This is a genomic window from Aliiglaciecola sp. CAU 1673 (genome assembly GCF_029223185.1).
Lineage (GTDB): Bacteria > Pseudomonadota > Gammaproteobacteria > Enterobacterales > Alteromonadaceae > Bowmanella.
Map to the genome: position 1 here is coordinate 200,294 of NZ_JARHUG010000003.1, position 22,732 is coordinate 223,025.

At 52.0% G+C, this 22,732-nt stretch carries 22 protein-coding genes; 12 read left to right on the plus strand and 10 right to left on the minus strand.

Going from position 1 to position 22,732, the window contains the following annotated elements; all coding sequences use genetic code 11:
- Positions 1 to 264 precede the first annotated feature (264 nt).
- Together P2G88_RS04170 and P2G88_RS04175 are read right to left on the minus strand one after the other, a co-directional pair.
- A complete protein-coding gene (locus P2G88_RS04170; RefSeq protein WP_275794437.1) occupies positions 265 to 687 on the minus strand; it encodes a group 1 truncated hemoglobin in 423 nt (140 codons plus the stop codon).
- Positions 684 to 1,649 (minus strand): DUF3034 family protein, encoded by a 966-nt coding sequence (locus tag P2G88_RS04175; RefSeq protein WP_275794438.1) that lies wholly within the window; start codon positions 1,647 to 1,649, stop codon positions 684 to 686. The genes P2G88_RS04170 and P2G88_RS04175 overlap by 4 nt, the downstream gene beginning before the upstream one ends.
- A 186-nt stretch (positions 1,650 to 1,835) precedes the next feature.
- Here P2G88_RS04175 and P2G88_RS04180 point away from each other — a divergent pair, with 186 nt between their 5' ends.
- The 6 genes from P2G88_RS04180 (at position 1,836) to P2G88_RS04205 (ending at position 7,757) form a co-directional block, all read left to right on the plus strand.
- The gene (locus tag P2G88_RS04180) at positions 1,836 to 2,831 is read left to right on the plus strand and encodes a response regulator (RefSeq protein WP_275794439.1); all 996 of its coding nucleotides are present in this window, start codon (positions 1,836 to 1,838) and stop codon (positions 2,829 to 2,831) included.
- Between the two features lies 1 nt (position 2,832).
- Positions 2,833 to 3,315, plus strand: a complete 483-nt coding sequence (locus tag P2G88_RS04185) for a PAS domain-containing protein (protein WP_275794440.1) — start codon at positions 2,833 to 2,835, stop codon at positions 3,313 to 3,315.
- A 51-nt stretch (positions 3,316 to 3,366) separates the two neighbouring features.
- A complete protein-coding gene (locus tag P2G88_RS04190) occupies positions 3,367 to 5,043 on the plus strand; it encodes a DUF1566 domain-containing protein (protein WP_275794441.1) in 1,677 nt (558 codons plus the stop codon).
- Positions 5,040 to 5,561, plus strand: coding sequence for a DUF1566 domain-containing protein (locus tag P2G88_RS04195; protein WP_275794443.1), 522 nt, complete (start codon positions 5,040 to 5,042; stop codon positions 5,559 to 5,561). The genes P2G88_RS04190 and P2G88_RS04195 overlap by 4 nt, the downstream gene beginning before the upstream one ends.
- Before the next feature lie 103 nt (positions 5,562 to 5,664).
- Complete coding sequence (locus P2G88_RS04200) at positions 5,665 to 6,453, plus strand: YggN family protein (protein ID WP_275794524.1); 789 nt, start codon at positions 5,665 to 5,667, stop codon at positions 6,451 to 6,453.
- Between the two features lie 101 nt (positions 6,454 to 6,554).
- Positions 6,555 to 7,757 (plus strand): methyl-accepting chemotaxis protein, encoded by a 1,203-nt coding sequence (locus tag P2G88_RS04205; RefSeq protein WP_275794444.1) that lies wholly within the window; start codon positions 6,555 to 6,557, stop codon positions 7,755 to 7,757.
- On the opposite strand, the gene P2G88_RS04210 is transcribed toward P2G88_RS04205, so the two are convergent.
- From P2G88_RS04210 to rdgB, 3 genes are all read right to left on the minus strand, one after another.
- Positions 7,750 to 8,904, minus strand: coding sequence for an AI-2E family transporter (locus P2G88_RS04210; protein WP_275794445.1), 1,155 nt, complete (start codon positions 8,902 to 8,904; stop codon positions 7,750 to 7,752). The genes P2G88_RS04205 and P2G88_RS04210 overlap by 8 nt on opposite strands.
- 84 nt (positions 8,905 to 8,988) lie before the next feature.
- Positions 8,989 to 10,131, minus strand: coding sequence for a radical SAM family heme chaperone HemW (gene hemW / locus P2G88_RS04215; protein WP_275794446.1), 1,143 nt, complete (start codon positions 10,129 to 10,131; stop codon positions 8,989 to 8,991).
- Positions 10,124 to 10,726, minus strand: a complete 603-nt coding sequence (gene rdgB / locus P2G88_RS04220; protein ID WP_275794447.1) for an RdgB/HAM1 family non-canonical purine NTP pyrophosphatase — start codon at positions 10,724 to 10,726, stop codon at positions 10,124 to 10,126. The genes hemW and rdgB overlap by 8 nt, the downstream gene beginning before the upstream one ends.
- 151 nt (positions 10,727 to 10,877) lie before the next feature.
- Here rdgB and P2G88_RS04225 point away from each other — a divergent pair, with 151 nt between their 5' ends.
- The 5 genes from P2G88_RS04225 (at position 10,878) to P2G88_RS04245 (ending at position 16,259) form a co-directional block, all read left to right on the plus strand.
- The gene (locus P2G88_RS04225) at positions 10,878 to 11,921 is read left to right on the plus strand and encodes an energy transducer TonB (protein ID WP_275794448.1); all 1,044 of its coding nucleotides are present in this window, start codon (positions 10,878 to 10,880) and stop codon (positions 11,919 to 11,921) included.
- 53 nt (positions 11,922 to 11,974) lie between these two features.
- On the plus strand, positions 11,975 to 12,895 hold the full coding sequence (locus tag P2G88_RS04230) for a histone deacetylase (protein ID WP_275794449.1): 921 nt from the start codon (positions 11,975 to 11,977) through the stop codon (positions 12,893 to 12,895).
- Positions 12,896 to 12,998: 103 nt separating this feature from the next.
- Positions 12,999 to 14,432, plus strand: a complete 1,434-nt coding sequence (locus P2G88_RS04235) for a hypothetical protein (protein ID WP_275794450.1) — start codon at positions 12,999 to 13,001, stop codon at positions 14,430 to 14,432.
- A 185-nt stretch (positions 14,433 to 14,617) separates the two neighbouring features.
- Positions 14,618 to 15,379: a hypothetical protein gene (locus P2G88_RS04240; protein WP_275794451.1), complete on the plus strand. Its 762-nt coding sequence runs from the start codon at positions 14,618 to 14,620 to the stop codon at positions 15,377 to 15,379.
- A gap of 112 nt (positions 15,380 to 15,491) precedes the next feature.
- Positions 15,492 to 16,259 (plus strand): transporter substrate-binding domain-containing protein, encoded by a 768-nt coding sequence (locus P2G88_RS04245; RefSeq protein ID WP_275794452.1) that lies wholly within the window; start codon positions 15,492 to 15,494, stop codon positions 16,257 to 16,259.
- An 8-nt stretch (positions 16,260 to 16,267) separates the two neighbouring features.
- Here P2G88_RS04245 and srmB read toward each other — a convergent pair whose 3' ends face one another.
- The 3 genes from srmB to P2G88_RS04260 all read right to left on the minus strand — a co-directional run bounded on the left by srmB (position 16,268) and on the right by P2G88_RS04260 (position 19,456).
- A complete protein-coding gene (gene srmB, locus P2G88_RS04250; RefSeq protein ID WP_275794453.1) occupies positions 16,268 to 17,503 on the minus strand; it encodes an ATP-dependent RNA helicase SrmB in 1,236 nt (411 codons plus the stop codon).
- A gap of 343 nt (positions 17,504 to 17,846) precedes the next feature.
- Positions 17,847 to 18,575, minus strand: coding sequence for a sulfite exporter TauE/SafE family protein (locus P2G88_RS04255; protein WP_275794454.1), 729 nt, complete (start codon positions 18,573 to 18,575; stop codon positions 17,847 to 17,849).
- Positions 18,575 to 19,456: a LytTR family DNA-binding domain-containing protein gene (locus P2G88_RS04260; protein ID WP_275794455.1), complete on the minus strand. Its 882-nt coding sequence runs from the start codon at positions 19,454 to 19,456 to the stop codon at positions 18,575 to 18,577. The genes P2G88_RS04255 and P2G88_RS04260 overlap by 1 nt, the downstream gene beginning before the upstream one ends.
- Positions 19,457 to 19,554: 98 nt before the next feature.
- On the opposite strand from P2G88_RS04260, the gene P2G88_RS04265 reads away from it, so the two are divergent.
- A complete protein-coding gene (locus P2G88_RS04265; protein WP_275794456.1) occupies positions 19,555 to 20,763 on the plus strand; it encodes an acyltransferase family protein in 1,209 nt (402 codons plus the stop codon).
- Between the two features lie 4 nt (positions 20,764 to 20,767).
- Here the strand turns inward: P2G88_RS04265 and P2G88_RS04270 are convergent, their stop codons facing one another.
- Complete coding sequence (locus P2G88_RS04270) at positions 20,768 to 22,015, minus strand: multifunctional CCA addition/repair protein (protein WP_275794457.1); 1,248 nt, start codon at positions 22,013 to 22,015, stop codon at positions 20,768 to 20,770.
- Positions 22,016 to 22,074: 59 nt separating this feature from the next.
- Complete coding sequence (locus tag P2G88_RS04275; protein ID WP_275794458.1) at positions 22,075 to 22,488, minus strand: hypothetical protein; 414 nt, start codon at positions 22,486 to 22,488, stop codon at positions 22,075 to 22,077.
- Positions 22,489 to 22,732 lie beyond the last annotated feature (244 nt).

The window sequence follows — 22,732 nt, forward strand, 5'->3', positions numbered from 1 at the left end:
GTGCTTAACCAAAAAGGCTCTGCGGGGCTTTTTTTGTGCCTGAAATTCCCTTTATCCATGGAATTCGGCTATCCACCCCGCCTTTAATACAATTCGTCACTTCGCCATTAATTTACGCCATTGTGCGGATACACTGATCTCGTTGGCCTAGTGAACCAACCTATACATGGATTCATTACTGGATTTGAACACATGTATTGTTCCCTGCTTTGGGGCTTCGGCCCCACTTTATTTTTTGCTACCAAGCACTTTGTCTAACGGGCGTTATTCTCCCTGATAAACAATATCTTTCTTCAACGGTGCCAGGGCCGCCAGCAGACGGTTTTCCTGAGCGTAAGTCAGGCCGATCAGACGCATGGCCTGTTGTACGTGTTCCACCAGTATATAGAACTCGGCATGGGTGACGTTGCGCTCCTGATGCGCCTCTTGCATAGATTTTCCGCTGTAGGTGCAGGGACCGCCAATCAGCTCACAAGTTTGCTCGGTCAGCATCTTTCTCAGATGGCTCTTTGGTACCCCTTCAAAATGGGGTGCAAGGCGCGGATCGTTGTATATGCGGTTGATGGCCAGGCCATACACTTTATCCAAAGTGCTGGTGCCGCCAATCTCTTCATACAGACTTTGCTTCGGCGAGTTGGCGCAGGCTGCCAGACCCAGGGTTAAAAACAGTATGGTCAGGAATTTCATAAGTTCACCGTCACAGAGAGGTAGAAGCCGTGGGCATTAGATTCAAAGGGCAGACTGCCTAAATCCACATAGGCTGCGGTTAATGACCAATGCTTATCGGGAAAATAGGCAATGAAGAAATCGGTCACCGTTTCCTCTTCAGCCAGTCCGCCCAACCTGTCGCTTTGCGTGCGCCATTCTGCGCCCACAGCGGTGGAGGGGGAGGGAAGCAAGACTGCCGAGCCTTCCCATTCCAGTTCGTACCCATCATCAGTGGCCGATTCAAAGCCCAGTAAACCGAAGGTATTGGCTTTGGTCATACGGGCGGTAAGGTTCAAAAGCAGATTGTTGCCCATCGCCCCGCCAAGCCACAGCTTCGTGGCAGAAAGGTACAGGTCGGTACCAGCATCTTCTGTGGCGCCAAGCAGGGCGGGTACGCCAACACCTGGAATAGGAACCGCTCCATTGACCAGGGGCAGGTCTGTGTTCATGTCGCGGTTCTTCTTGTATTGCAGGCCAGCAGACAATTGTGGAAGCCAACTGTCTTGTTCAAATACGGCATCGCCAAGCAGTTTGACTTTCAGACCCAGGATATCCTGCCCGATACTGGTACCCGGCGCATTACTGACCGCGCCTTCAGTGAGCAGATTAAACACGTTGCTGACAATACCGGCGCCAATCTTCAGGTCCTGGCGCTGGACAGATAGCTCGACGCGGTCATAGATGCCCACGGCGGCGCCAAGAGTGCGCAGTTGATAGTCGCCCACATTCAGCATCTGTAGCGCCGCGGTACCCTGGACTTCTTCGCTACTTCCATAACCTGCTATCAAGGCCCATGGCGTTATGCCGCCACCGGCGGTGCCTTCAAAACTGGTAATGCCGCCAGTGGCGACCAAGGCACTGCCGGTAGCCGTGGATTGTGTACTGAAGGCAAGCAAGCCGGCCGCAGTCAAAGTCTTGCCGAGTGCTGTTTTTGTTATCATTTTTCTGTCCGCTAATGGCTAATTCGCGAATTAAGTGTACCGATAATGGCCCTTTGTTGGATCATTCGCCAGTTGATTATTCTTATAGGAAGAATCCTTGGTAACTCAGTCGATTAGCTGCTATCAATTAGGTGTTTTCATGTGTGCTCTGGCCCTCTGGTGAACGATGCAGGTGGATAAAAAATTATGTTTTCAGTGTTGATCTGTGATGATTCCCTGGTGGCGCGTAAGCAAGTGGCCAAGTGCCTGCCTGAGGATTGGCCGGTTGCCGTACATTTTGCCCGAAACGGCCAGGAGGGTATGGCAGCGTTGCAGGAAGGCAAAGGTAACCTGTTGCTACTGGATTTGAATATGCCGGTAATGGACGGCTATCAGGTGCTTGAGGCCATTCAAGCCGCCAAGTTGCCCACCAAGGTGATTGTTATATCAGGGGATATTCAGCCTGAAGCCCATGAGCGCGTGAAGACCTTAGGAGCGCTGGAGTTTATCGAAAAGCCGATCCAGCCTGAGCTGTTCTACCAGGTATTGATTAAACACCGCATTATTGCCTCACAAGAAGACAAGTCGGCGCCTCAACTGGATCGCTTGGATCCGGCCATTCGTGACTGCTATCAGGAAATTACCAATATCGCCATGGGGCAGGCGGGCGATCATCTGGCCCGTATTCTTAATGTGTTTGTCAAACTGCCTATCCCCAACGTGAATCTTATCGAGTCGGCAGAATTGCATATGATGCTGCAGGATATCGAGGATAAAGACACCGTATCCGGTATTTGCCAGGGCTTTGTGGGGCCGGGGGTATGTGGTGAGGCCTTATTTATTTTAAGTGATTCCAGCTTTGCCGATGTGGCCAAGATCATGAATATCAAAGGCGAGGTGGATGACCGCGTTCAGTTGGAATTGTTGATGGACGCTGCCAATATTCTTATTGGTACCTGCTTAAATGGACTGGCCCAACAGCTGGACCTGCACTTTAGCCAAGGACACCCTGTGGTGCTGGGGCAACACCGCAATATCACTGAATTGATTTCCACTAACAAGACCCGCTGGCGACGCACCCTGGCCATTGAGCTTAGTTACGGGTTGGAAGGCTACAGTGTGCATTGCGATCTGGTGCTGCTGGTGACCGAGGAGTCCATGAAAGTGATGAATCAGAAGCTGTCCCATCTGTTGGAGGAATAACATGGCACATAACCTGTTTAACGATATGCCTGAGTTCCACTGGATGATGGACATGCTGCAAACTGTCGATGTGGGGCTGGTGGTGCTGGATAAGGATTTTCGCGTCAAGCTGTGGAATGGTTTTATGGAAAGTCACTCCGGACTGCTACCCAGCCAGGTCAGGGACAAAGTGCTGTTTGAACTTTTTGATGAAATCGATAAAGCCTGGTTTATGAACAAAGCTAAGCCGGTTTTTGAACTGCGTAACCGCGCCTTTATGATCTGGGAGCAGCGTCCTTACCTGATGCGCTTTCCCAATTATCGCCCTATTACCGGGTCGGAAGATGTTATGTATCAGAACATTACTCTCTCTCCCCTGACCAGCACCACCGGAAAGGTGGATAACATCTGCATGATGATTTACGACATGACCGATGTGGCCACCGGCAAGAAACAATTGGAATCGGTGCAGGTCACCTTAAGCGAAATACACGAACGGGGTTAAAGAAAACCCCCGGTTAGTAAGATAACTAAGAAAAGCATTGTTGGAGAGACTGTGAGAGTCCTGTTTTTGATAGTGGCCAGCTGTTTACTGCAAGCCTGCTCCAGTGACGATTTTATTGACGGCAAGGGCGATGACAACCTGCTAGTGGTGGTGACCGCCGGGGCAGATCAAAGTGTCGATGAACAAACCTTGGTGACCCTCAGTGCGCAGGCGCGTGGTCAAACCGACACACTTACCTATCGTTGGAGCGTCAGTCCCAACATCAGTTTTACCCAAGCAAGCACAAGCGAAGCAACCGCCACCTTCACGACGCCGACCACCAGCGTACCGCTAAGCTACGTTTTTACCCTGGTGGTGACAGACGGGCAGGGCAATAGCGGAACCGATGACACCATAATCACGGTCAATCCGGTTAATGCGCAGCCCACCGCCTTTTTGAATGTGACTGAGGGCACGCCAATGACCGACGGGCGCTACCCCGCCGGGATCCGGGTGACCTTGGATGGCACCGACAGTATTGATGCAGATCCGCCCACCGGAAAAGCCCCCATCGCCAGTTGGCGCTGGCAGCAGACCCAAGGCACTAGCGTGGTAGAGGGCCTCAGTCTGGATGGTGATAGCCTGTCTATCAATACGCCCATCGAACAAGACGGACAGACCCTCAGCTTTACCTTAACGGTAACCGACCAGGAGGGTGCGCAGGACAGCGAGAGTATCGAGATTCAGGTGCTATCCGTGGGAGATACGCCACCTGCAGTCACTGCCGGTATCGAGCAAAGCTTATTTAGCGGCGAAAGCATTTTGCTGGCGGGCACCGCCTCCACAGTCAATTCGGCAGCACTGCCACTGACTTACCGTTGGCTCAACGATTCGGCTCTGGCGCCGGCGATCCAAAGCCCCACATCGCTGATTACTTCTGCGGCGGCCCCGGTAATCGGCAGTACCGATACCGCCACCTTTACCCTGGAAGTAAAAGATGCGCTGGGACATATTTCAGAAGCCAGTGTCAGGGCGATTATCCGTCCGATGCCGCAAGCAAGGTTAAATGATACTGGCGTTACGCGCCGGGCTGACAACAGCAGCTTGTCGGACAATGCTCTGGCTGCCTTCCCCGGACAGGATGGCGATCGCGGACGTGACAGGGCAGCGGCCCATGGGCTGCTGACCAAAGCCGGACGGGGTGAAGGCGGGTTCGATTTTACCCGCCTCGATGCCAATGGTGATGAGCAGGATGATACCTCGCAGCCCTGGCGCTGTGTACGTGATAACCTTACCGGCCTTATCTGGGAGGTAAAAGATGACAGCGGCGGCGTGCATGATATCGATCATCGCTTTTCCTGGTACCAAAGCACTAACACCGGCGGCAATCCAGGGGTGTTAAATGGGGCTGGCACCAGTTGTACGCAGGCACAATGCAACACCAGCGCCCATGTGACAGCGGTCAATGCGGCCGGCTTATGTGGGTTTTATGACTGGCGTTTGCCGACCCATCGGGAATTATTGTCATTGGTGCACTATGGCAAAAGTACCATCCCGCTTATCGATACCCAGTATTTCCCGGATGTTACCAATAATGGTCCGTTCTGGTTCTGGACCAGCGGCTCTAGCGTCGATGGCACCAGTACCACCGCGCAGAATGCCTGGGCGATTAATTTTTCCAGCGGTAATGACAATTTCCTGAATAAATCCTCGGCAGCGGCCGTGCGCTTGGTAAGGGCGGGGCGATGAAAAAGAGATTCTCTCAATTAATGTGGGCGATGGTGCTTGGCTGCCTTGGCTTTATGGCAACCGCGCAAACCTGTTTGACGACAGTGACAGCGACAACTCAATCAGATGTATTTGTCGACAATGAAGATGGCACCGTCACCGATACCAGTACCGGACTCACCTGGATGCGCTGCAGTGTTGGCCAGAGTTGGGACGGTGAAAACGAGCTATGTGTTGGTGAGGCCTCGCAGCTCAACTGGCAACAAGCGCTACAATCAGCCTATGGTCTCGAATTTGCTGGACTGAAGGGCTGGCGGGTGCCTAACGTCAAGGAGCTGACCAGCTTAGTGGAACGCCAATGTGTACATCCTGCTATTAATGAGGAGATCTTCCCGAATACTCCCTCCGATGATTTTTGGAGCGCCACTCCCTCAATGCTGGATACCCAGCGGGCCTGGACCGTGGCATTCTATAACGGCAGTAATGCCCTCAAGGCCAAGACGCTGTTTCCCTATGTACGGTTGGTCACCCGGCGTTGAACCTGTTTTTTGCTCGGCTGGTCGGTCTGCACTTGGCGTGCGGGCCGAGCAGGCGCACACTATATTTCGATGGTTTTTTCCTGGTTCGGACACCTGATTGACTATGTTGCGTATCGCCCTTTCCCTGTTGTTGGTTGTGATGAGCGTGCCAGCCTTGGCCGCCTTAAAATGTGAAGTGGATCTTCAGTATGGCCTGGTGGTCAATAAACGTCATATCCGTATCACCGAGGATGCCCATACCCATTATCAGATCAACGATGCGAAGCAACTGATTGTCAGGGGCGAGTGGATTGAATTGGACGAAAAGCAAGAAGCCTTGCTGCATGAGCTTGCCAGCGGCATCCATTATGCGGTCCCCAAGGTGATCATTCTGGCCAGCGAAGGCGTGGATCTAGCCATTAGCACAGTGGATCATGTGTATGTGGGGTTGATTGGCAGTGACAACGACAACTATGAACGGTTGCAGAAGGCGCTATGGCGTGTGCGCGAGAAGGTGAAGGGCAAATTTATCCGTGCTAACGAGAATTTCTATATCGGTCCACGCAGTCTGGAAGATGTGGATGAGATCATGGATCCCGAGCTTGAGCGCGAAATCGAAGGCGCGCTGAATACCTCCATTGGTGGGATCCTCTCCGCTATTGGCGGGCTCTCTTCCGAAGGGGACAGCAGCATCGAGAAGCGCATGGAAGAGTTGTCCAGGCGTCTTGAAACCATGGGTGCGGAAATAGAACGGCGCATCGCTCCTCAGGCCAATACCCTACGTAAAAAAGCAGAGTGGTTCTGTAATGAAATGACCCGCCTGGATCGTATTGAGGAAGAGCTACGCGCAACGGTACCTGCGTTGAAGCCCTATGATCTCATCGTTACCGGTAACGCCAAAGCCAGCAAATAAGTGCAACGCTTTTCCACAAATCTATGATATATGTCAGGATCTTAGTCCATGCATTGGACTAGACTGTGTCCCTTTATCCGGCATAGACATAAGGAAACGCCATGTTTGGGCAACTCTATCACTTTGTCGAGAAGACCTTTTTCTATACGCTGACCCGCAAAATCATTGGTAATGTCAGCTTTTTGTATCTTTTCCAGGTGGTGGCGCTGTGGTTGGCCTGGCCCGAACAGGGAGACCGCAGCGGCCTGCTGACCAGCATCGCGGTTTTGAGCGTGCTGGCTTTTCTATTTACCCTGTTTTATCTCACTTTCCTAATTGTGCGCCCCGTGCAGGCAATGGTCAAAAACCTGGATAGCATCAATCATCATCAGGGGGATTTAACCGGGCGCTTGCCGGCCTTTACCTATGATGAATTTCGTCAGCTATCAGAAGGCTACAACAACTTTGTGGCCGGTCTTGCCAAACTGCTGCATGACATCAGTGGACAGGCCGCTCTGGCCAGCGACAAAAACCAGGCCGTTTTAGCCAAAGTCGCAAACAGTACACAAAACGCCAAGAATCAGGACAAGATCACCGATGAGATCAGCGCCTCCAGTCAGGGCGTTTTCGATGCCATCGGCAATATTGTCGAGCAGACCGACGCAGTGGCTGAAGCCACTCTCACTAATCTCGATGCCGCCGATGACTCCAGGCAGCGGTTAATAGCACTGGCTGATGATGTGGGTGATATCGACAAGCTGCTGCAGGAATTTGACAGCACTGTGGGGGGGTTGAAGGAAAATGCGGTCAGTATTCGTCAGATCTTAAAGATGGTGCAGGAGTTCTCTGACCAAACCAACTTGCTGGCCCTTAACGCGGCCATCGAGGCTGCCCGTGCCGGTGAGGCCGGTCGCGGCTTTGCGGTGGTAGCTGATGAGGTACGCACCTTGTCGGTTAAAGTGAATGAGGCCACCGGTCAGATCAACAATTTTATCAACCAGATGGAAGGGCTGGTCAAAGACACGCAGCAGGAAACCCAGAAGTTGACGCAAGTCGCCGGCAAAGCCCAGTCTGATATTCATTCCACCAGTGAGCAGTTCCAGGCCATGGTGCAGGAGCTGGCCAGCAACAGCGATCGCCTGAGGCTAATAGGCCGCGCGGTGCACGATTTAAGCAATACCTATAAAAGCACCCATGCGTCGGTGCAGCATATTTCTAAATTAGGGGCGGCAATTCGCACCGACATGCAGGATGTCGAGCAGGATATTCGCGACCTTAAACAGGAAACCGACAGCACACACGCCCAGTTGCAGCGTTTTATTTGAGCGGGTCGCCTGTCGCGGTCTTGGACTTATCGCTCTCTGGCTCGCGGTCTTGTTCCTGCCACTGTTGCAACTCCTTCTTGGCGTCTATTTCGCCAGGGTCGAAGCGGGGATTGAACTCACGGATAAAGATATCCCAGAAGGTCAGAAAAAGCGCCGCAATCAGCGGTCCGACCACAAAGCCGTTCATGCCGAACACGGCAAAACCGCCCAAGGTGGAAAGCAGTACCAGATAGTCGGGGAGGGCCGTATCCCGGCCCACCAGCACTGGCCGCAGAATATTGTCGACCAGGCCGATGACCCCTGCGCCAAAGGCGATCAGGATAAGGCCGTCGATCCAGTTGCCCGAGACCAGCAGGTACAAGGCCACCGGTGCCCAAATCAGCGCGGCGCCGACCACAGGCACCAACGAGAGCAGGGTCATCACCACAGCCCATAGCAGCGGACTCTGCAGGCCCAGCAGCCAGAATATCAGGCCACCCATGGCCCCCTGCATCACAGCGACCACCAGGTTGCCTTTGATGGTGGCGCGGGTGACTTCATAGAACTTTCTAAAAAGTAAATGCTCCCTTTCATCGCCCAGAGGCAGGGCGCTAACCAGTATGGCAATCAGCTGCGGGCCGTCACGTAATATAAAAAAGCTGATATACAGCAGCACACCAAGGTGTAACAGCAGCGTCATGGTGCCCTGGCCAAGTTGCACGGCATTCTCTGCCAGCATCTGGCTGGCGCTGATGGCTCCTTGGGCGACATTGGATTTCAGGTTGTCCAAATCGATACCAAAGCGCGCGAAAAAATCTTGCATGATGGGAAAGGATAATTTGAATTGCTCGATGTACTGGCCCGGGTCCAGTTCGCCGCTTTCCAGCTTTTCATACAGCCTGGCACCCTCGGCAAAGAAAGAGGCGAGGATCACCAAGGCCGGCACTATCACCATCACGCAGCACAGCAGCAAGGTGGTCAGCGCCGCGAGGTTGGCCCTGCCACCAAAGGCAGATTCGAGCTTGGCAAACAGCGGATAAAACAAGATGCCAATGACGCAGGACCAGAAGATGACCCCGAAAAAGCTTTGCAGCAGATAAGCGAACAACAGAGTAACCAGCCCCAATGACAGCAGAAAAAAGCGTTGTTCAAGTTTTTCTTGTTGCATAAATTTCCCTCTGCGTACTGCCATCAGGCTGACATAACCAGGTAAGGCGCCCAGGCACAAGGCAGCCTGAGCCGGTTGGTCCTGTTACAACAGCGTTTCCAGTAGGTTGTTTAAATAGCGTTTGCCCTGCTCACTGACCTGCCAATGCTGTGGGTCTTCCAATATCAGTCCCAATTGTACGGCCTTATCCAATTTATCGGCCACGGCAAACGCGTCCAGCGACAAACCTGTGAGTGCCTCATAGTCGTCTTTGGGGCAAGATTCGAGTAGCCGAAAACGGTTCATAAAAAATTCAAAGGGCAGGTCATCCTGCTCTACGGCTTTGATTTCCTGGCGATAGTCTTTGCTTAAATCCATGTAGCCTTTGGGATGCTTGACCTTAACCGTGCGCAGGATCTTGCCTTTATCGGCTTGGGTGATTTTCCCGTGGGCGCCACAGCCGATACCCAGATAGTCGCCAAAACGCCAATAGTTGAGATTGTGTCGGCACTGATGGCCGGGACGGCTATAGGCAGAGGTCTCGTATTGTACATAGCCTGCTTCGGCGAGCAGGGCATGACCACGCTCCTGAATATCCCATAACACCTCATCCATGGGTAATGTCGGCGGCTTAGAAGCAAACAGCGTATTGGGCTCAATGGTCAGCTGATACCAGGACAGATGCGGCGGTGACTGGGCGATGGCCTGACGCAGATCGTAGAGGGCATCGTCCAAGCTTTGGTCCGGTAAGCCATGCATCAAATCCAGGTTAAAGCTGTTCAGGCCGACGCCATGGGCAAAGTACGCTGCCTTTTCGGCTTGTGGTGCATCATGGATACGGCCCAATGCTTTGAGCTTTTGCTCTTGAAAGCTTTGTACGCCGATGGAGATGCGATTAACGCCAGCCGCTTTAAAGCCGCCGAATTTTGCCAATTCCACGGTGCCGGGATTGGCTTCGAGGGTAATTTCGGCATCCGATGCCAGGTTCACCCGTTGTTTGACGCCCTGCAGAATCCTGGCGATGCTGTCACCGGAAAACAAGCTGGGGGTGCCGCCACCAAAGAAGATACTGTCTACGGGTCTGCTGCCCACCAGCTTGGCGTCTTCGGCCAAATCGTCGAGCAAATGGGCCACATACTCCGCTTCTGGCAAGGCGCTTTTCTGGCCATGGGAGTTAAAGTCGCAATAAGGACATTTTTGCACACACCAGGGAATATGGATGTAGAGAGACAGCGGCGGGTTACGCAATGTGGTGATCCAATAGTTTCAGCAGTTGCTGCATGGCTTGAGCCCTGTGACTTAGAGTATTTTTGACCGCTTTGGGTAACTCGGCGGCACTGCAGTGAAGATTATCCGGCCAAAATACCGGGTCATAGCCAAAGCCGCCATCCCCTTGACGTGTGAGAGCGATCTGTCCCTGCCACTGTCCCTGGCAAATCAGCGGTATCGGATCATCAGCATGGCGCATAAACACCAAAGCACAGATAAAGCGAGCGCTTCGCTGCCCTTCTGGAGTAGCCTGCATGGCAGACAGTAATTTATCGATATTCTGCTCATCGTTGGCGTTATCTCCGGCATAACGGGCGGAATAAATCCCCGGGGCGCCGCCTAAGGCGTCTACCGCCAGTCCGGAGTCATCGGCAATGGCCGGCAGACCGGTGATACGCGAAGCATGACGGGCTTTTATAATGGCGTTTTCCACAAAAGTGGTGCCGGTTTCCACCACCTCGCCAACGCCCAGTTCTGTTTGTGGCACTACTTCAATACCCAGTGGCGAGAGCAGGGTGGTCAGCTCTTTGACTTTACCGGCATTGCCGGTGGCCATGACCCATTGTTGACTCATATAAATCGATCTTTGCGTGATAAAGGCGTCATTTTAGCGTTTTTTCGCAAGCGGTTGAATGTTGCTGGGCACGTGCTTGTGTTGTCATCCTGCAATTTTTAGGTTTAAGATAAGGAAGTTATTTCCAATCAATAAGTTACAAGGGCTCTTAATGCTGAAAAGGACTTTTACCCTGGTCATTTCCGCCATCAGTTTGCCGGTCTGCGCTGAACAGCCTGTTTACCTGGATAGCATTATTAATGCCGAAGTCGTGGACAGAGTGGTGCCCAAATATCCGACACAATTGGGCCGTAAAGGTCAGGAAGGCTGGGTACAGTTAAGCTATGTGGTTTCTGCACAAGGCACAGTGGAGAATGTGCTGGTAGAAGACTCCTCAGGGCAGCGCCTCTTTGAGAAGGCAGCCAAAGAAGCTGTAGAAAAGTGGACTTTCGAACCGGCACAACTGGATGGCAAGCCGGTGCAACAATGTAAAAATGGCGTGCTGTTCGACTTCTCCATGTCTAAGCCAAGCAAAGGTGTTACCCGGCGTTTTGCTAACCGCGTTGAATCTATCCAGTCCTTGATTAAGGCTGGGGAGTTGGATGCGGCTAAGGTGCAGCTGGATCTGCTGGAAGATAAAGAGTCCTGGAACCTCAATGAGGGGGCCGTTTTGTGGATGGTAAAGGCGGCTTATCAGCAGGCCAAAGGCGCCGCAGAACAAGAGCTTCAAAGTCTTAAGCGAGCACTGGCTTACGAAGACAGGCTTACCGATGAACAACTCTTTGTTTTAAGAGCCAGACGCTTTCAGTTAGAAGTCAGCGCCAACCTGTTGGCGGCAGCCCTTGAAACCTTCAATAAACTGCGTACCAATTCAAATCACCAAGATGTCATCGCGCAGCTTCAGCCCTATGCCGATAATGCGGCGGCACTGCTTGCCAGCGAATCACCCATTGCTGTTGAGGGTGCCGTGGATGAGAGAGCCCTATGGAGTCATGGTCTGAGTCGCAATCGCTTTACCCTGATTGATGTGGAGGGTGAGTTGGTGGGCCTGGAAGTGCGTTGTGATAGCCAACATAGTAGCTATAAAGCTATCGCAGAGCTTATTTGGGATGTGCCGCAAAGTTGGGGACAGTGCAGTGTGTATGTCAAAGGCGAGCCTAACAGCCGCTTTACCTTGGTGGAATTGGCTCCAGAGACAAAGTCACAGAAGAGCTGATCTGTTCGCCTGACAATGGAATACTAGTGTTATTCCATTGTCAGGAGCCGAATTTGGTCCCCCTAGTTTTCCATCCTATCTATAGCCAACTGAACTTGCCTTACCGGCATCGTTTTCCGATTGAAAAGTATCAGGCTATTCGCGATGCCTTGGCGGGTTTCGGGGTCCCATCACAACACTTTTTTACTCCTCAGGCGCTGGAAGAAACAAAGCTTTGTGAGGTGTTCTGCCCTGCATATATCCAGGCGCTTTGTCGCGGCGATTTGGATGAAAAGGCCATGCGTCGTATCGGCTTTCCCTGGTCTGAACAACTTATCCGCCGCACCCTGACCGCCGCGGGCGGCACGGTTTTGGCGGCACAATTGGCAATGAAACATGGTATGGCGTTGAATCTGACGGGTGGCTATCACCATGCCTTTGCCGATTTTGGTGCTGGCTTTTGTATGGTCAATGATTTGTATTTGGCGGCCCTGGAAATGCTGAAAACTTCAGGTGTGGACAGAGTGCTGATAGTGGATTGTGATGTGCACCAGGGCGATGGCACTGCCCATCTGGCCAAAGACGATAGCCGTATCATTACCCTATCCCTGCATGGCGAAAAGAATTTCCCCCACAGAAAGCAGCTATCGGATATGGATTTCGCTTTGCCTAAAGGCACCGCAGACGAACAATATCTGGATACGCTGGACAGTGCGCTGAGTCTGGCGCTTCGTCTCTATCAGCCTGATGCGGTGATCTATGATGCCGGTGTGGATGTGCATATTGACGATGACTTGGGCCATCTGCATATCAGCACGCAAGGTGTATATACCCGGGACTGCCTGGTGCTCAACACATGTAAACAGCAGGGAATGCCGGTGGTGGCGGTAATCGGCGGTGGCTATCAGCGGGACATTCAGGCATTGACCCAAGTGCATTTGCAGCTCTTTCGTGCGGCAGGATTGGCACCAATGGTGACTTCACCAATAGCATAATTCAGGCATTTGATACCGAAGAACAGGCAACCCGTCCCCTTTGTATTGCATCCCTATTGCGTAGACGCGACAGTGCACTTCTGTGTAGTAGAGGAAGAAAAAAATGATGAAGAAAGCCGTTCGTTTGGCAATGCAAAATGTTGTGGCCGGTTTGATTGCCGGTGTATGCAGTACTGGTGCTTTCGCCGCACCAGTGGAGGAGGCCAAAGCCGTATTCGTCGGCCACAGCCTTATTAACTATGAAATGCCCCATATGCTGGCACAAATGGCCACAAGCCAGGGCCTCAGCCTACACAAAGCGGTTCAGGTGAATAACGGCACGCCGCTTCGCGTCAACTGGGAAACCTGCCACAGTGAAGACTTTCAGGGACGATGGCCGCCACAGGATTTTGCCTGTGACGCCATCGAAAGCGTCTCGGGAGAGAATGCCTACGACGTATTGGTGGTGACAGATGCAAACAACTCCATTCACAGCAACCATGTGTGGAATCACACTCAAGTATACCTGGAGCAGTTTACCGAGCTGTTGCTAAGTAAAAACCCACAAGGTCGCAGTTTCTTGTTTACCAGTTGGGAAGGGCTTTATTATCACAACGGTGAATGGCTGGACGCCGTGAACGCTGAATTGGCCGAATACGAAGAGATCGCCGCCGAAGCCGAGGCCCTGTCTGCGGAGCGCGGACGGCACGCAAATATCCAGGTGATCCCGGTTAACTTGGCACTAAAGACACTGATCCATCAGATAGAACAAGGCCAGATTGCCGGCCTGGAAAACCGCACAGACCTCTTCTCCGATGCCGTCCATATGAACGCCACCGGCAATTACTTTGTGGCTGCAGTGGTTTATTCGGCGATATACGGCCAGTCACCGGAGGGTGCCAGCACCAGAATGCTGGATGCTTGGGGCAATGTGCTCTTGGACATGCCTGTAGAGCAGGCCAGAATATTGCAGACCCTGGCCTGGGATGTAGTTGCTGAGTACTATGGATTTGAAGGCAGCGAACCCGATGAATCTCCTGCCCCCCTGAGTGACTTGAGTGCCACCCCAAACCCGCAAAACTGGGGTATCGACTTAAACTGGACACCCCCTTCAGTACCGCTGCAGTATTACAAACTGTCTGCTAATGGCCAGGTGTTAACGGCTGTGAATGGTCAGGCAGATAGCTTCAGCCTGTCCTGGTTGGCGCAAAGGGTTGAACACCAAATCCATTTGGCTGCTTATGATTTTTCCCATCAGTTGGTCGCCGAAGCCGTGGTAAGCAGCTACGCAGGCGATCATCAGCCGCCCAGCGTGCCTCAGGGGCTTAGCTTAAGCCAAGAAGGAGAGTACGGCTTGTCACTTAGCTGGCAAGCATCCAGCGACGATAACAGTGTCGCCAAGTACTTGATCTTCAGAAATGGTCAGGCTTATACCCATGTCATCGAACCAGGTTTTGTCGACCCATGGCCGCCAGCAACTGTCAGCTATCATATTGTGGCAGTGGACTTTCATGGGAATCATTCAGCGCCGAGTGAGACCGTTAGCCGAGCCGATTAACCCCTCCATCCGGTCCCTCTGGCAGGGACCGCCGATGTGTCTCAGGCCGCACGAAGCGTAATAATCTATATCATTGCATTGCCCGGATTAGGTATGGCTGATAGGCTGGTTCTGTTCATACTTTAAGCGGATGTATCGCTATATTGGTGCACAGCATTCCCCCTTTTGTGGCGACAATAAGAAAGATGGTAAAAGCGCTCCTGTCATGGATGTTTTTGTTGCTGGTGGCATCAAGTTTCGCCAGCAACACGTGCGCCTCTGAGTTGCCAGTGTTGAATGTCTATGTGGATTCTGAAACCAAAGAAGTCATACAAAGTCCCCAAGGTCAGTTATCACGCGCGGCTCTCGACAAGCTCGACATGTTTCTTAACGCCAGTGGCCTGAAATACGAGCTTGTTTTTGTAGACTGGCCCAAAGCCATCGAACAGGTTCAACAAGATGATCACAGTCTTATCTTCCAATTACTGAAAACTCCCAGAAGAGCATCGCGATTTTATTGGATTATGCCGGTCTTTGAAGACGGCGATATGGCGCTGATGGTTCGCGCAGACTCGCCAATGGCATCGCAAACGCGTGAACAATGGATACAAGGAAAAAGCTTGGTGGCTTGTACCTTAGCCACCGCCCATTGCAATGCTCTTCTGCGCTTTGGTTTTGACAAAAAACGGATTTTTACCGTAGCTCCTTCGTCCATGGATGTGCTGGAGCAACTGCTGATGTTGGAGCGAGTAGATTTTATCCCGGGCTATCCCATGGCCGTTGCCAGAAATCTGCAGAGACTGGGGTATGAAGATAGCGCGGCGATAGCCGTGGCCACTATTGATACCTCGGTGGACTACTTGGCTGCCCCTAAGCATTTGCAGGAAACCTTATTGCAACAGCTTTTGCAGACACCGCAAGATGATTTGCCGAAACTTCATATGCCCTGCGCAGATGGCATTTGTTAGAGTGCACGGCTAATTGCACAGGTGTGAAATCTAAGCCGGCCCCTCAAGCCATATGGCATGACCCACAGGACAAGCTATGCTAAGCCAGACAAGGCCAAGGCGTTATAGGCAGATGCTGAACTGGTTAGTAATGCAGTGCAAGTCAGGAGCGTGGTGGTGGTTCTTTCTGCCACTTTCCGCTATTGCTGCAGAGCGTCCGGATATTGCCGTGCTCGTTAATCTGCATACGCAAACCGAGCTCAGTAAACCGCAAGGTAAGTTTGCCAGGGCGTCCATCGACAAGCTAAAGCGCTTTATGGAGGCCAGTACATTAAGCTACGAGATTGTTTTTTTACCTTGGCCAAGAGCCATGGATATGCTTGCAAGTGACGATAGCAGTTTGATATTTGAGTTGCTCAGAACTCCCCAACGCGAAGACCAATACCACTGGATTTTGCCACTGTATGACAGCGGAGAGATGCAGCTGATTGCGCGAAGCGATTCTCCCTTTATTGAGCAAACCAAAGCGCAATGGTTGGGGAGTGATCATCAGGTGGCTTGTACACGCGCCAGTGCGCAGTGCAGTGCCTTACGTCGTTTCGGCTTTACCGAAAAGCATATCTCAATTATCACCTCATCATCGCCCACCATTCTGGAACAAATGCTAATGCAAAATCGCGTGGACTTTATTCCCGGCTTTATGCCGGTGGTGCATGAAAATCTGGCAAGTTTAGGATTTGCTAAAGAGGTGGTGAAAGGCGTGGCGGTAATAGACAACTCTGTGGATTACCTGGCCGCGCCTAAACACTTAAAGGGTAGCCTACTCAAACGGTTGCTCGAGACTCCCCAAGAGGGTCTGCCCAGCTTAAATATGGCCTGCGAAAGCGAAGTATGCCGGTAGCTTGTGGCTTAGGCAGATTTACTCGCCCTCTTAGTGGCAGACTTTTTGACGGTGCTTTTGCCTTTCTTGGCAGCAGCTTTTTTCTTTTTCTTCGCCAGGCTGGGGGCTTTGTGCTTAGGCCTCAGCTCATCGATTACCCGTTTTTTGATCAGCTCGCCTGAATAGCGTTCGATACGGCCCAGCATCTTATAGTCATGGGCTTCCACCAGGGAGATGGCGATACCTTTTTTACCGGCGCGACCGGTACGTCCGATACGGTGTACATAGACATCGGCGGTGCGCGGTAAATCATAGTTGATCACATGGCTGACATCGGGAATATCGATGCCACGAGCCGCCACGTCGGTGGCTATCAACACCTTGACGGCGCCAGATTTGAAGCGCACTAAGGCATCAATACGTTTATCCTGCGGCATTTCGCCTTGTAACCAGCAGCAGGGAATTTGTGCACTGTCCAACTGCTGTTTTAATTGCATCAGGCGGTCACGTGTTTTGACAAACACAATGGCGGTTTGTACCTGGTTCTTGAGGATATGCTCCAACAGGGCAAATTTATGGGCTGCATCATCGCAAAGATGCATCCATTGCATTATTTTGCCCTGTTCGCGGCGACTGGGGTTGGCTTCTACCTGCACCGGATCCTTGAGAATGTCACGGGCGAAGCGGGCTATCCCCGGGCCTTCCAGCGTTGCAGAGAACAGGAATGTTTGCTTACGCCAGCGGGCTTCAGCAGCAATTTGGTTGACGATACTGCTAAAACCCATATCCAGCATGCGGTCAGCTTCGTCCAACACCAGAATTTCGATATCCCTGCAATCGAAGGTCTCGTTTTCGATATGTTCAAATAGCCGGCCTGGCGTGGCTACCAGAATATCCAGATTCTGCGACAGGGTGTCTTTATCGGTACCGTAGTTGATGCCGCCGGTGATAACGCCGCAGTTAAAGTGGGTAAAGCGCGACAACGCCTGGGCCTGCTCATAAATTTGTAGCGCTAACTCGCGGGTGGGGGTGAGGATCAATACGCGACAGCTTCCAGGCTCGCGACGAGGAAAATCCAGCATAAACTGCAGCGCAGGTAATAGAAATGCGGCAGTTTTACCTGTGCCAGTGGGCGCAGAAGCGAGGATATCTTTACCCTCCATGGCGGGAGGTAACACCATTTCCTGAATGCTGGTGGGGTTTTTAAAGCCTAATTCGCGACAGGCGCGTACCAGGTTGTCGTCGAGTTCCAATTTATCGAACATAGGTATCCAATTAGCGACGGCATCTAGCCGGGGCGAAACTTATACAAGCATGGCCCGGATTATAATGTAACCTACCGTCATTCCCGAATGTTTTTATCGGGCATCCAGCAATGTTCCTGGAATAGACTCCCGCTTAAAGCATGCGGGTGTGTTCCCACTTACTACATGTGGGAATGACGGGATCCCCGCTAATACAACTGTCACTGGCTGTCTTGCCCGAATGTTTTTATCGGGCATCCCTCATTTACCTTAGTTGTAACTGGAACATTCCCGAATGCAGTAATCGGGAACTCCGCCGCATACAGTAACAATTCCCGTCATTCCCGCATGTTGTAAGCGGGAATCAACTCACCAGCATCGCCAAAGCCGACATCACCAACAAAGCACAAACACCTTGCTTAAACTGGCGTTCGTCTACCCTATGATGCAGATAGTTGCCCAAGCGAATAGCCAGATACAGTAGCGGGGCATACAGCAGAATAAGACCAGCAACAGGTTGTACCTTATGTTGGAACAGCATCACAACCGTATACAGGCTGTTCAGCGAAAACCAGACACATAGCAGCACTGCGCGAAATGCGGCTTTGTTCAGGCCTTTGCTACCGATGGCATAGACTAAAAGCGGGCCGCCTGAACCATAGAGTCCCTGTGCCAGCCCAGCCAATAAGGTCCAAAGCTGACGCCACCAGGCAGGGCGTGGATTCATCGGCAGATTACGATAAAGCTTTATCCACTCGCGCAGTGCAAACCAAAGTACCAGCAGCGCGAAGCCGGTTTTTAGTGCTTTTCCGGGTAACTCATCCAAAAGCAAAATGCCTGCGCCCATGCCGAGGATCATGGAGGGGAGAATGCCTTTAAGCAGTAGCATCCAATCCACATCCCGGCGGCATTGCCAGGCCATGGAGCCGGTGGCCAGAATATTGAGCGGGATTAGGATCGGCAGCAGCTCCGGGATGGCAAACATCAGACTGCTCAATGAGACCGCCACTACCATAGAGCCAAAGCCCGCTACCGCCTGTACGGTGAATCCCAGCCAAATGGCCAGCCCCAGCCACAGATAGTCTACAGTCATCAGTGAAACTGCCGCTTAAAGTCGTCTTTGTAGCGGCGCGACAGGCTCAACGCCTGGCCGTTTTTAAGTTGTATTTCGCCATCGCCGCTTGGCAGATAACGAATATTGTCGATGGCGTTATGATTCACCCCATAAGAGCGGTGAATGCGGCTGAAACCCTTGCCTTGCAAGCGCTCGAGAGTAGTGGCCAAAGTGGCACGAAGAGGATAGATACGACCGCCGCTATACAGATTGACATAGTTACCGGCCGATTCCAGATAGTCGATATCTTCTACCTTGACCAGAAACTCCTTGTCCAGCTTGCGTACCAGCAGATGATCCGGCACTGGCTGGTTTTCATTGGCTTGTTGTGAGCCGATCAACTCTGCTTCGCCGCGAAGGCGGCTGTAGATAAATAAATATATTTGGTAAAGGCTGTAGAAAAACAAATAGCCCCAGGCATCTTTACGATACTCGTAGAAAAACTCCCGCACCAGCGGTCCAAATTGGTAGTGGTTGTCCAGCATCAAATAGATAAGCTCACGCATCCATACCATCAGGGCGACATGTAAAAGAGAAAGCACCAGGCTGGCACCAAAATGCAGCAAAATTTGCTGGCCGATGCGCGTCATTTTGGGGGGGAATCGCCTGGCCATGGAGAACAGTAGCGGCAGTAAAATCAAGGTGCTGAGGGCACTGGTATATTCCCAGACAATCGGCTCCCACAGGGCAATGCCGGGATTTCCGTCGCGATTATGCTCCATCCACACCGATGAGGCATTAATGCCGTTGTTGATTAAAAGATACAAGCCGACAGCCAGCCACAGATAAAGATGACGCCGACGATCAAAACGCTCAAATAAGGTTGCTTTTTGCTGTTGTTGCTTATCCCGGTATTCCACCGCTTATCCCCAAAGCCCGTCCGCTAAGCCATTTGCTGCTATTTGCTATGACGTTTCATGCCCATGCTAGGGTCGCTAATCTACCCTAAGGATATCTTATGACTCAAACGCAAACTTCGCAGAATGCACGGCGCTATGACATTGACTGGCTGCGTACCCTGGCATTTGGCATATTGATTTTGTACCACGTCGGCATGTATTACGTAGCTGATTGGGGCTGGCATATCAAAAACGAGCAAACTTTCGCTTGGCTCCAGGATGTAATGATCCTCTCGAATCCCTGGCGTATGTCCTTGTTGTTTTTTATCTCGGGCATGGCGCTGGCCTTGGTGGCGGACAAATATAAATACACTGAGCTGGCCAGTATTCGCACCCGCCGGTTAATGCTGCCGCTGCTGTTTGGGATGTTCGTGATTGTGGCACCACAGCCTTACTATGAGGCCCTTGACCAAGGCCTGATTGAACCGGGCTTTTGGGCCTTCTGGCTGGAGTACATCAACCCCCATACCACTTTGCTGGTTGAACACCATAGCCCCATCGGTCTGCTTACCTGGAATCACTTATGGTTTCTGCCTTATCTGTGGTGCTACAGCTTGTTGATTCTGCTGTTGGCGCCAGTGCTTAAACGCTTGGCTCAAGGCCAAATGCTGATAGCTGTGCCTTTCTGGATGGCTTTTTTCGCCATGGCTGTCATTCTGATGTTGATCTGGTTGGCGCTTCGCCAATCTTTTCCCAGTACCCATGCGCTATTAGATGATTGGTACAACCATGGTAAATATTTCAGCGTCTTTGTGCTCGGTTATGTTTTTCCTTTGCAGCAGCGCTGGTGGCAAGGGGCTATCGCAAACCGGAACCGTCTGCTGTTGTTGGCGCTTTGCACCTACAGCTTGATTATTCTGGATAATCATCAGGCGTTTCCTGATGCCGCGGCATTGTTTAACGAGAACCTGGCGGTGAAAATAACCTACGGTATGGTGTATACCGTCAATCATTGGGCCTGGATATTGGCAGTACTGGGATTAGCAGGCCATTGGCTGAATAAGCCCAGTCCAACTCTCAGGTACGCCAATGACGCGATTCTGCCCTGGTATATGTTGCATCAGACTCTGATTATTGTTGCCGCCGCCAACCTGAAAAGTCTTGCATTGGCCCCAGGACTCGAAGCGGTGATTATTCTGCTGCTGACCAGTGCTGGCTGTTATCTGGGTTATGAGATTGCCAAACGCAGCAACTGGCTAAGGCCGTTGTTTGGACTGAAAATGCGCCGCAAAAAAAATTCACATGCAGAAGGGCTAGCCGCCGTATAGGTGGCTAGGCTTTTATGCCTGATATTGATTGCCACTTGTCCTTCATCTCGGCGATGGCTTTTAGTCGGGCTTTGTCCATGGCGCTACGAATATCTTTGCCTTTAATACCCTGCTCAACAAATGGCTGGGCTTGCACCCGTTGGGCTGCTGCGAAAGCATCACGAAAATAATCCGCCTGCGGATAGGGAGCCGTTTCAAAATGCAGGCGGCCGCGGGCATCGGCTTCACAGGCAATCAGCATCTGCTCGAAACGTTCGGGTTTGCGCCAGGCGTCACAGCGATTAAGCACTTTAAGCACTGTCTCCGGCCGCAGCTCAAAGGCGCGGTGTAAATGGGTGTGGAACTCACCCGTCAACAGCGCCAGGTCGCGGCAGTCATTGGGCACTTTTAATCGGTCGCTGATCACTTCGATGGCTTTCAGGCCAAGGGTTTCATGGCCGCGATGGGATGGCCAGTGCTCGGGTGGAGTCATCGCCTTGCCCAGATCATGGACCAAGGCGGCATAGCGTACGGCCAGACTATCAGACAGCGATACCGCCTGACTGAGCACCATCATGGTATGCACCCCAGTATCGATTTCGGGGTGCCATTTGGCCGGATTGGGTACGCCCCAAAGCGCATCCAGCTCGCCAAACCAGTCTTTCAGTGCGCCTACCGCGCGCAGGGTTTCAAAAAATACATCGGGATGGTTTTCGCTAAGGGCATTGGCCGTCTCTTTCCATACCCGTTCGGCAGACAGGTGAGCCAGTTCGCCGGATTGGGCTATCTCGCGCATCAGTTCCAGGGTTTCATTGGCAATACCAAAGCCCAAATGGTGATAGCGTGCGGCGAAGCGGGCGACCCGAAGTACACGCAGGGGATCTTCCACGAAGGCATCGGAAACATGACGCAGTATGCGGTTATCAAGGTCCTGTTTGCCATTAAAGGGATCGATCAGTTGCCCGTCATTGTCCAGGGCCATGGCGTTTACGGTGAGATCGCGTCTGGCCAAGTCCTGTTCTAGGGTCACATCGGGTGCGGCATGGCAAATAAAGCCGGTGTAGCCGCGGCCTGATTTACGTTCGGTGCGGGCCAGGGCATATTCTTCGGCGGTTTCAGGATGCAGGAAAACGGGGAAGTCTTTGCCGACCTGGCGATAGCCAAGGTCGAGCATCTGCTCTTCGGTGGCACCGACCACCACGTAGTCTCTTTCTTTGATTGGGCGATGTAAAAGCTGGTCACGGACCGCACCGCCCACTAGGTAGATCTGCATAAGCAAGCAAACTTAGTTGTTTGCTTGCTATTCTGCCTGAAGAAGGGACGGTGATCGAATTAGTTGGTAGCGTCGACCAGTTCTTTGCTGTCGTTAACCTGGACGGCGTCAACAGGTGCTTTGCCGGCGGCAGGCTTGGCTTGTGGCCAAAGATTACGTGGCTTAAACACCTTTAACATGGTCAGATTAAACAGCATATAGGCACACAGAGCCAGGAACCAAGGCACCAGGATCACGCTGCTAACGACAAATAAAGCGGTACCGACCACTTCGTTTTCGTCCCAGGCTTTTTGCACTTTGGCACTGACAGAAGGAATGCTATCTAAGGCAAAAGAAACTTGCCCATCGACCATATCGGCATCGGATGCGATGATTTGTGTGCTTTGAGAAGCAGGCACTTCAGCACTGTAGTTTTCATACAGGTTAAAGGCGAACAAGCACAGGAACACCAGGGGAAGAACAGAAATTTTCATTGATTGCCTCATTAAACTCAGGCTATTGCCCAACCAAAACAATGCATCGGTCTCGTAGCCTTAGTCTGTTCAGCTCGTATATACCCCAGCGGCGCGCATCATAAGGCGGAATTGTGCAATTTGGAAGTGGTTTTCAGGAAATATTTTGATTGAAAAGTAATCAGTCTTGTATTGTCCTGAGATGGCTGTAGTAAGTGAATGCTCCTCGAGCTTGCTCGTTCGGTTCTGATGCCAGCGTTGTTTG

Bases quoted from the DNA above. Each gene is read 5' to 3' on its own strand.
- P2G88_RS04265 (WP_275794456.1), top strand. From the start codon at position 19,555: ATGACTCAAACGCAAACTTCGCAGAATGCACGGCGCTATGACATTGAC.
- P2G88_RS04205 (WP_275794444.1), top strand. From the start codon at position 6,555: ATGTTTGGGCAACTCTATCACTTTGTCGAGAAGACCTTTTTCTATACG.
- P2G88_RS04180 (WP_275794439.1), top strand. From the start codon at position 1,836: ATGTTTTCAGTGTTGATCTGTGATGATTCCCTGGTGGCGCGTAAGCAA.
- P2G88_RS04240 (WP_275794451.1), top strand. From the start codon at position 14,618: ATGGTAAAAGCGCTCCTGTCATGGATGTTTTTGTTGCTGGTGGCATCA.
- srmB (WP_275794453.1), bottom strand. From the start codon at position 17,503: ATGTTCGATAAATTGGAACTCGACGACAACCTGGTACGCGCCTGTCGC.
- P2G88_RS04170 (WP_275794437.1), bottom strand. From the start codon at position 687: ATGAAATTCCTGACCATACTGTTTTTAACCCTGGGTCTGGCAGCCTGC.
- P2G88_RS04200 (WP_275794524.1), top strand. From the start codon at position 5,665: ATGTTGCGTATCGCCCTTTCCCTGTTGTTGGTTGTGATGAGCGTGCCA.
- rdgB (WP_275794447.1), bottom strand. From the start codon at position 10,726: ATGAGTCAACAATGGGTCATGGCCACCGGCAATGCCGGTAAAGTCAAA.
- P2G88_RS04270 (WP_275794457.1), bottom strand. From the start codon at position 22,015: ATGCAGATCTACCTAGTGGGCGGTGCGGTCCGTGACCAGCTTTTACAT.
- P2G88_RS04225 (WP_275794448.1), top strand. From the start codon at position 10,878: ATGCTGAAAAGGACTTTTACCCTGGTCATTTCCGCCATCAGTTTGCCG.
- P2G88_RS04195 (WP_275794443.1), top strand. From the start codon at position 5,040: ATGAAAAAGAGATTCTCTCAATTAATGTGGGCGATGGTGCTTGGCTGC.
- P2G88_RS04235 (WP_275794450.1), top strand. From the start codon at position 12,999: ATGATGAAGAAAGCCGTTCGTTTGGCAATGCAAAATGTTGTGGCCGGT.
- P2G88_RS04175 (WP_275794438.1), bottom strand. From the start codon at position 1,649: ATGATAACAAAAACAGCACTCGGCAAGACTTTGACTGCGGCCGGCTTG.
- P2G88_RS04245 (WP_275794452.1), top strand. From the start codon at position 15,492: ATGCTGAACTGGTTAGTAATGCAGTGCAAGTCAGGAGCGTGGTGGTGG.
- P2G88_RS04210 (WP_275794445.1), bottom strand. From the start codon at position 8,904: ATGCAACAAGAAAAACTTGAACAACGCTTTTTTCTGCTGTCATTGGGG.
- P2G88_RS04275 (WP_275794458.1), bottom strand. From the start codon at position 22,488: ATGAAAATTTCTGTTCTTCCCCTGGTGTTCCTGTGCTTGTTCGCCTTT.
- P2G88_RS04185 (WP_275794440.1), top strand. From the start codon at position 2,833: ATGGCACATAACCTGTTTAACGATATGCCTGAGTTCCACTGGATGATG.
- P2G88_RS04255 (WP_275794454.1), bottom strand. From the start codon at position 18,575: ATGACTGTAGACTATCTGTGGCTGGGGCTGGCCATTTGGCTGGGATTC.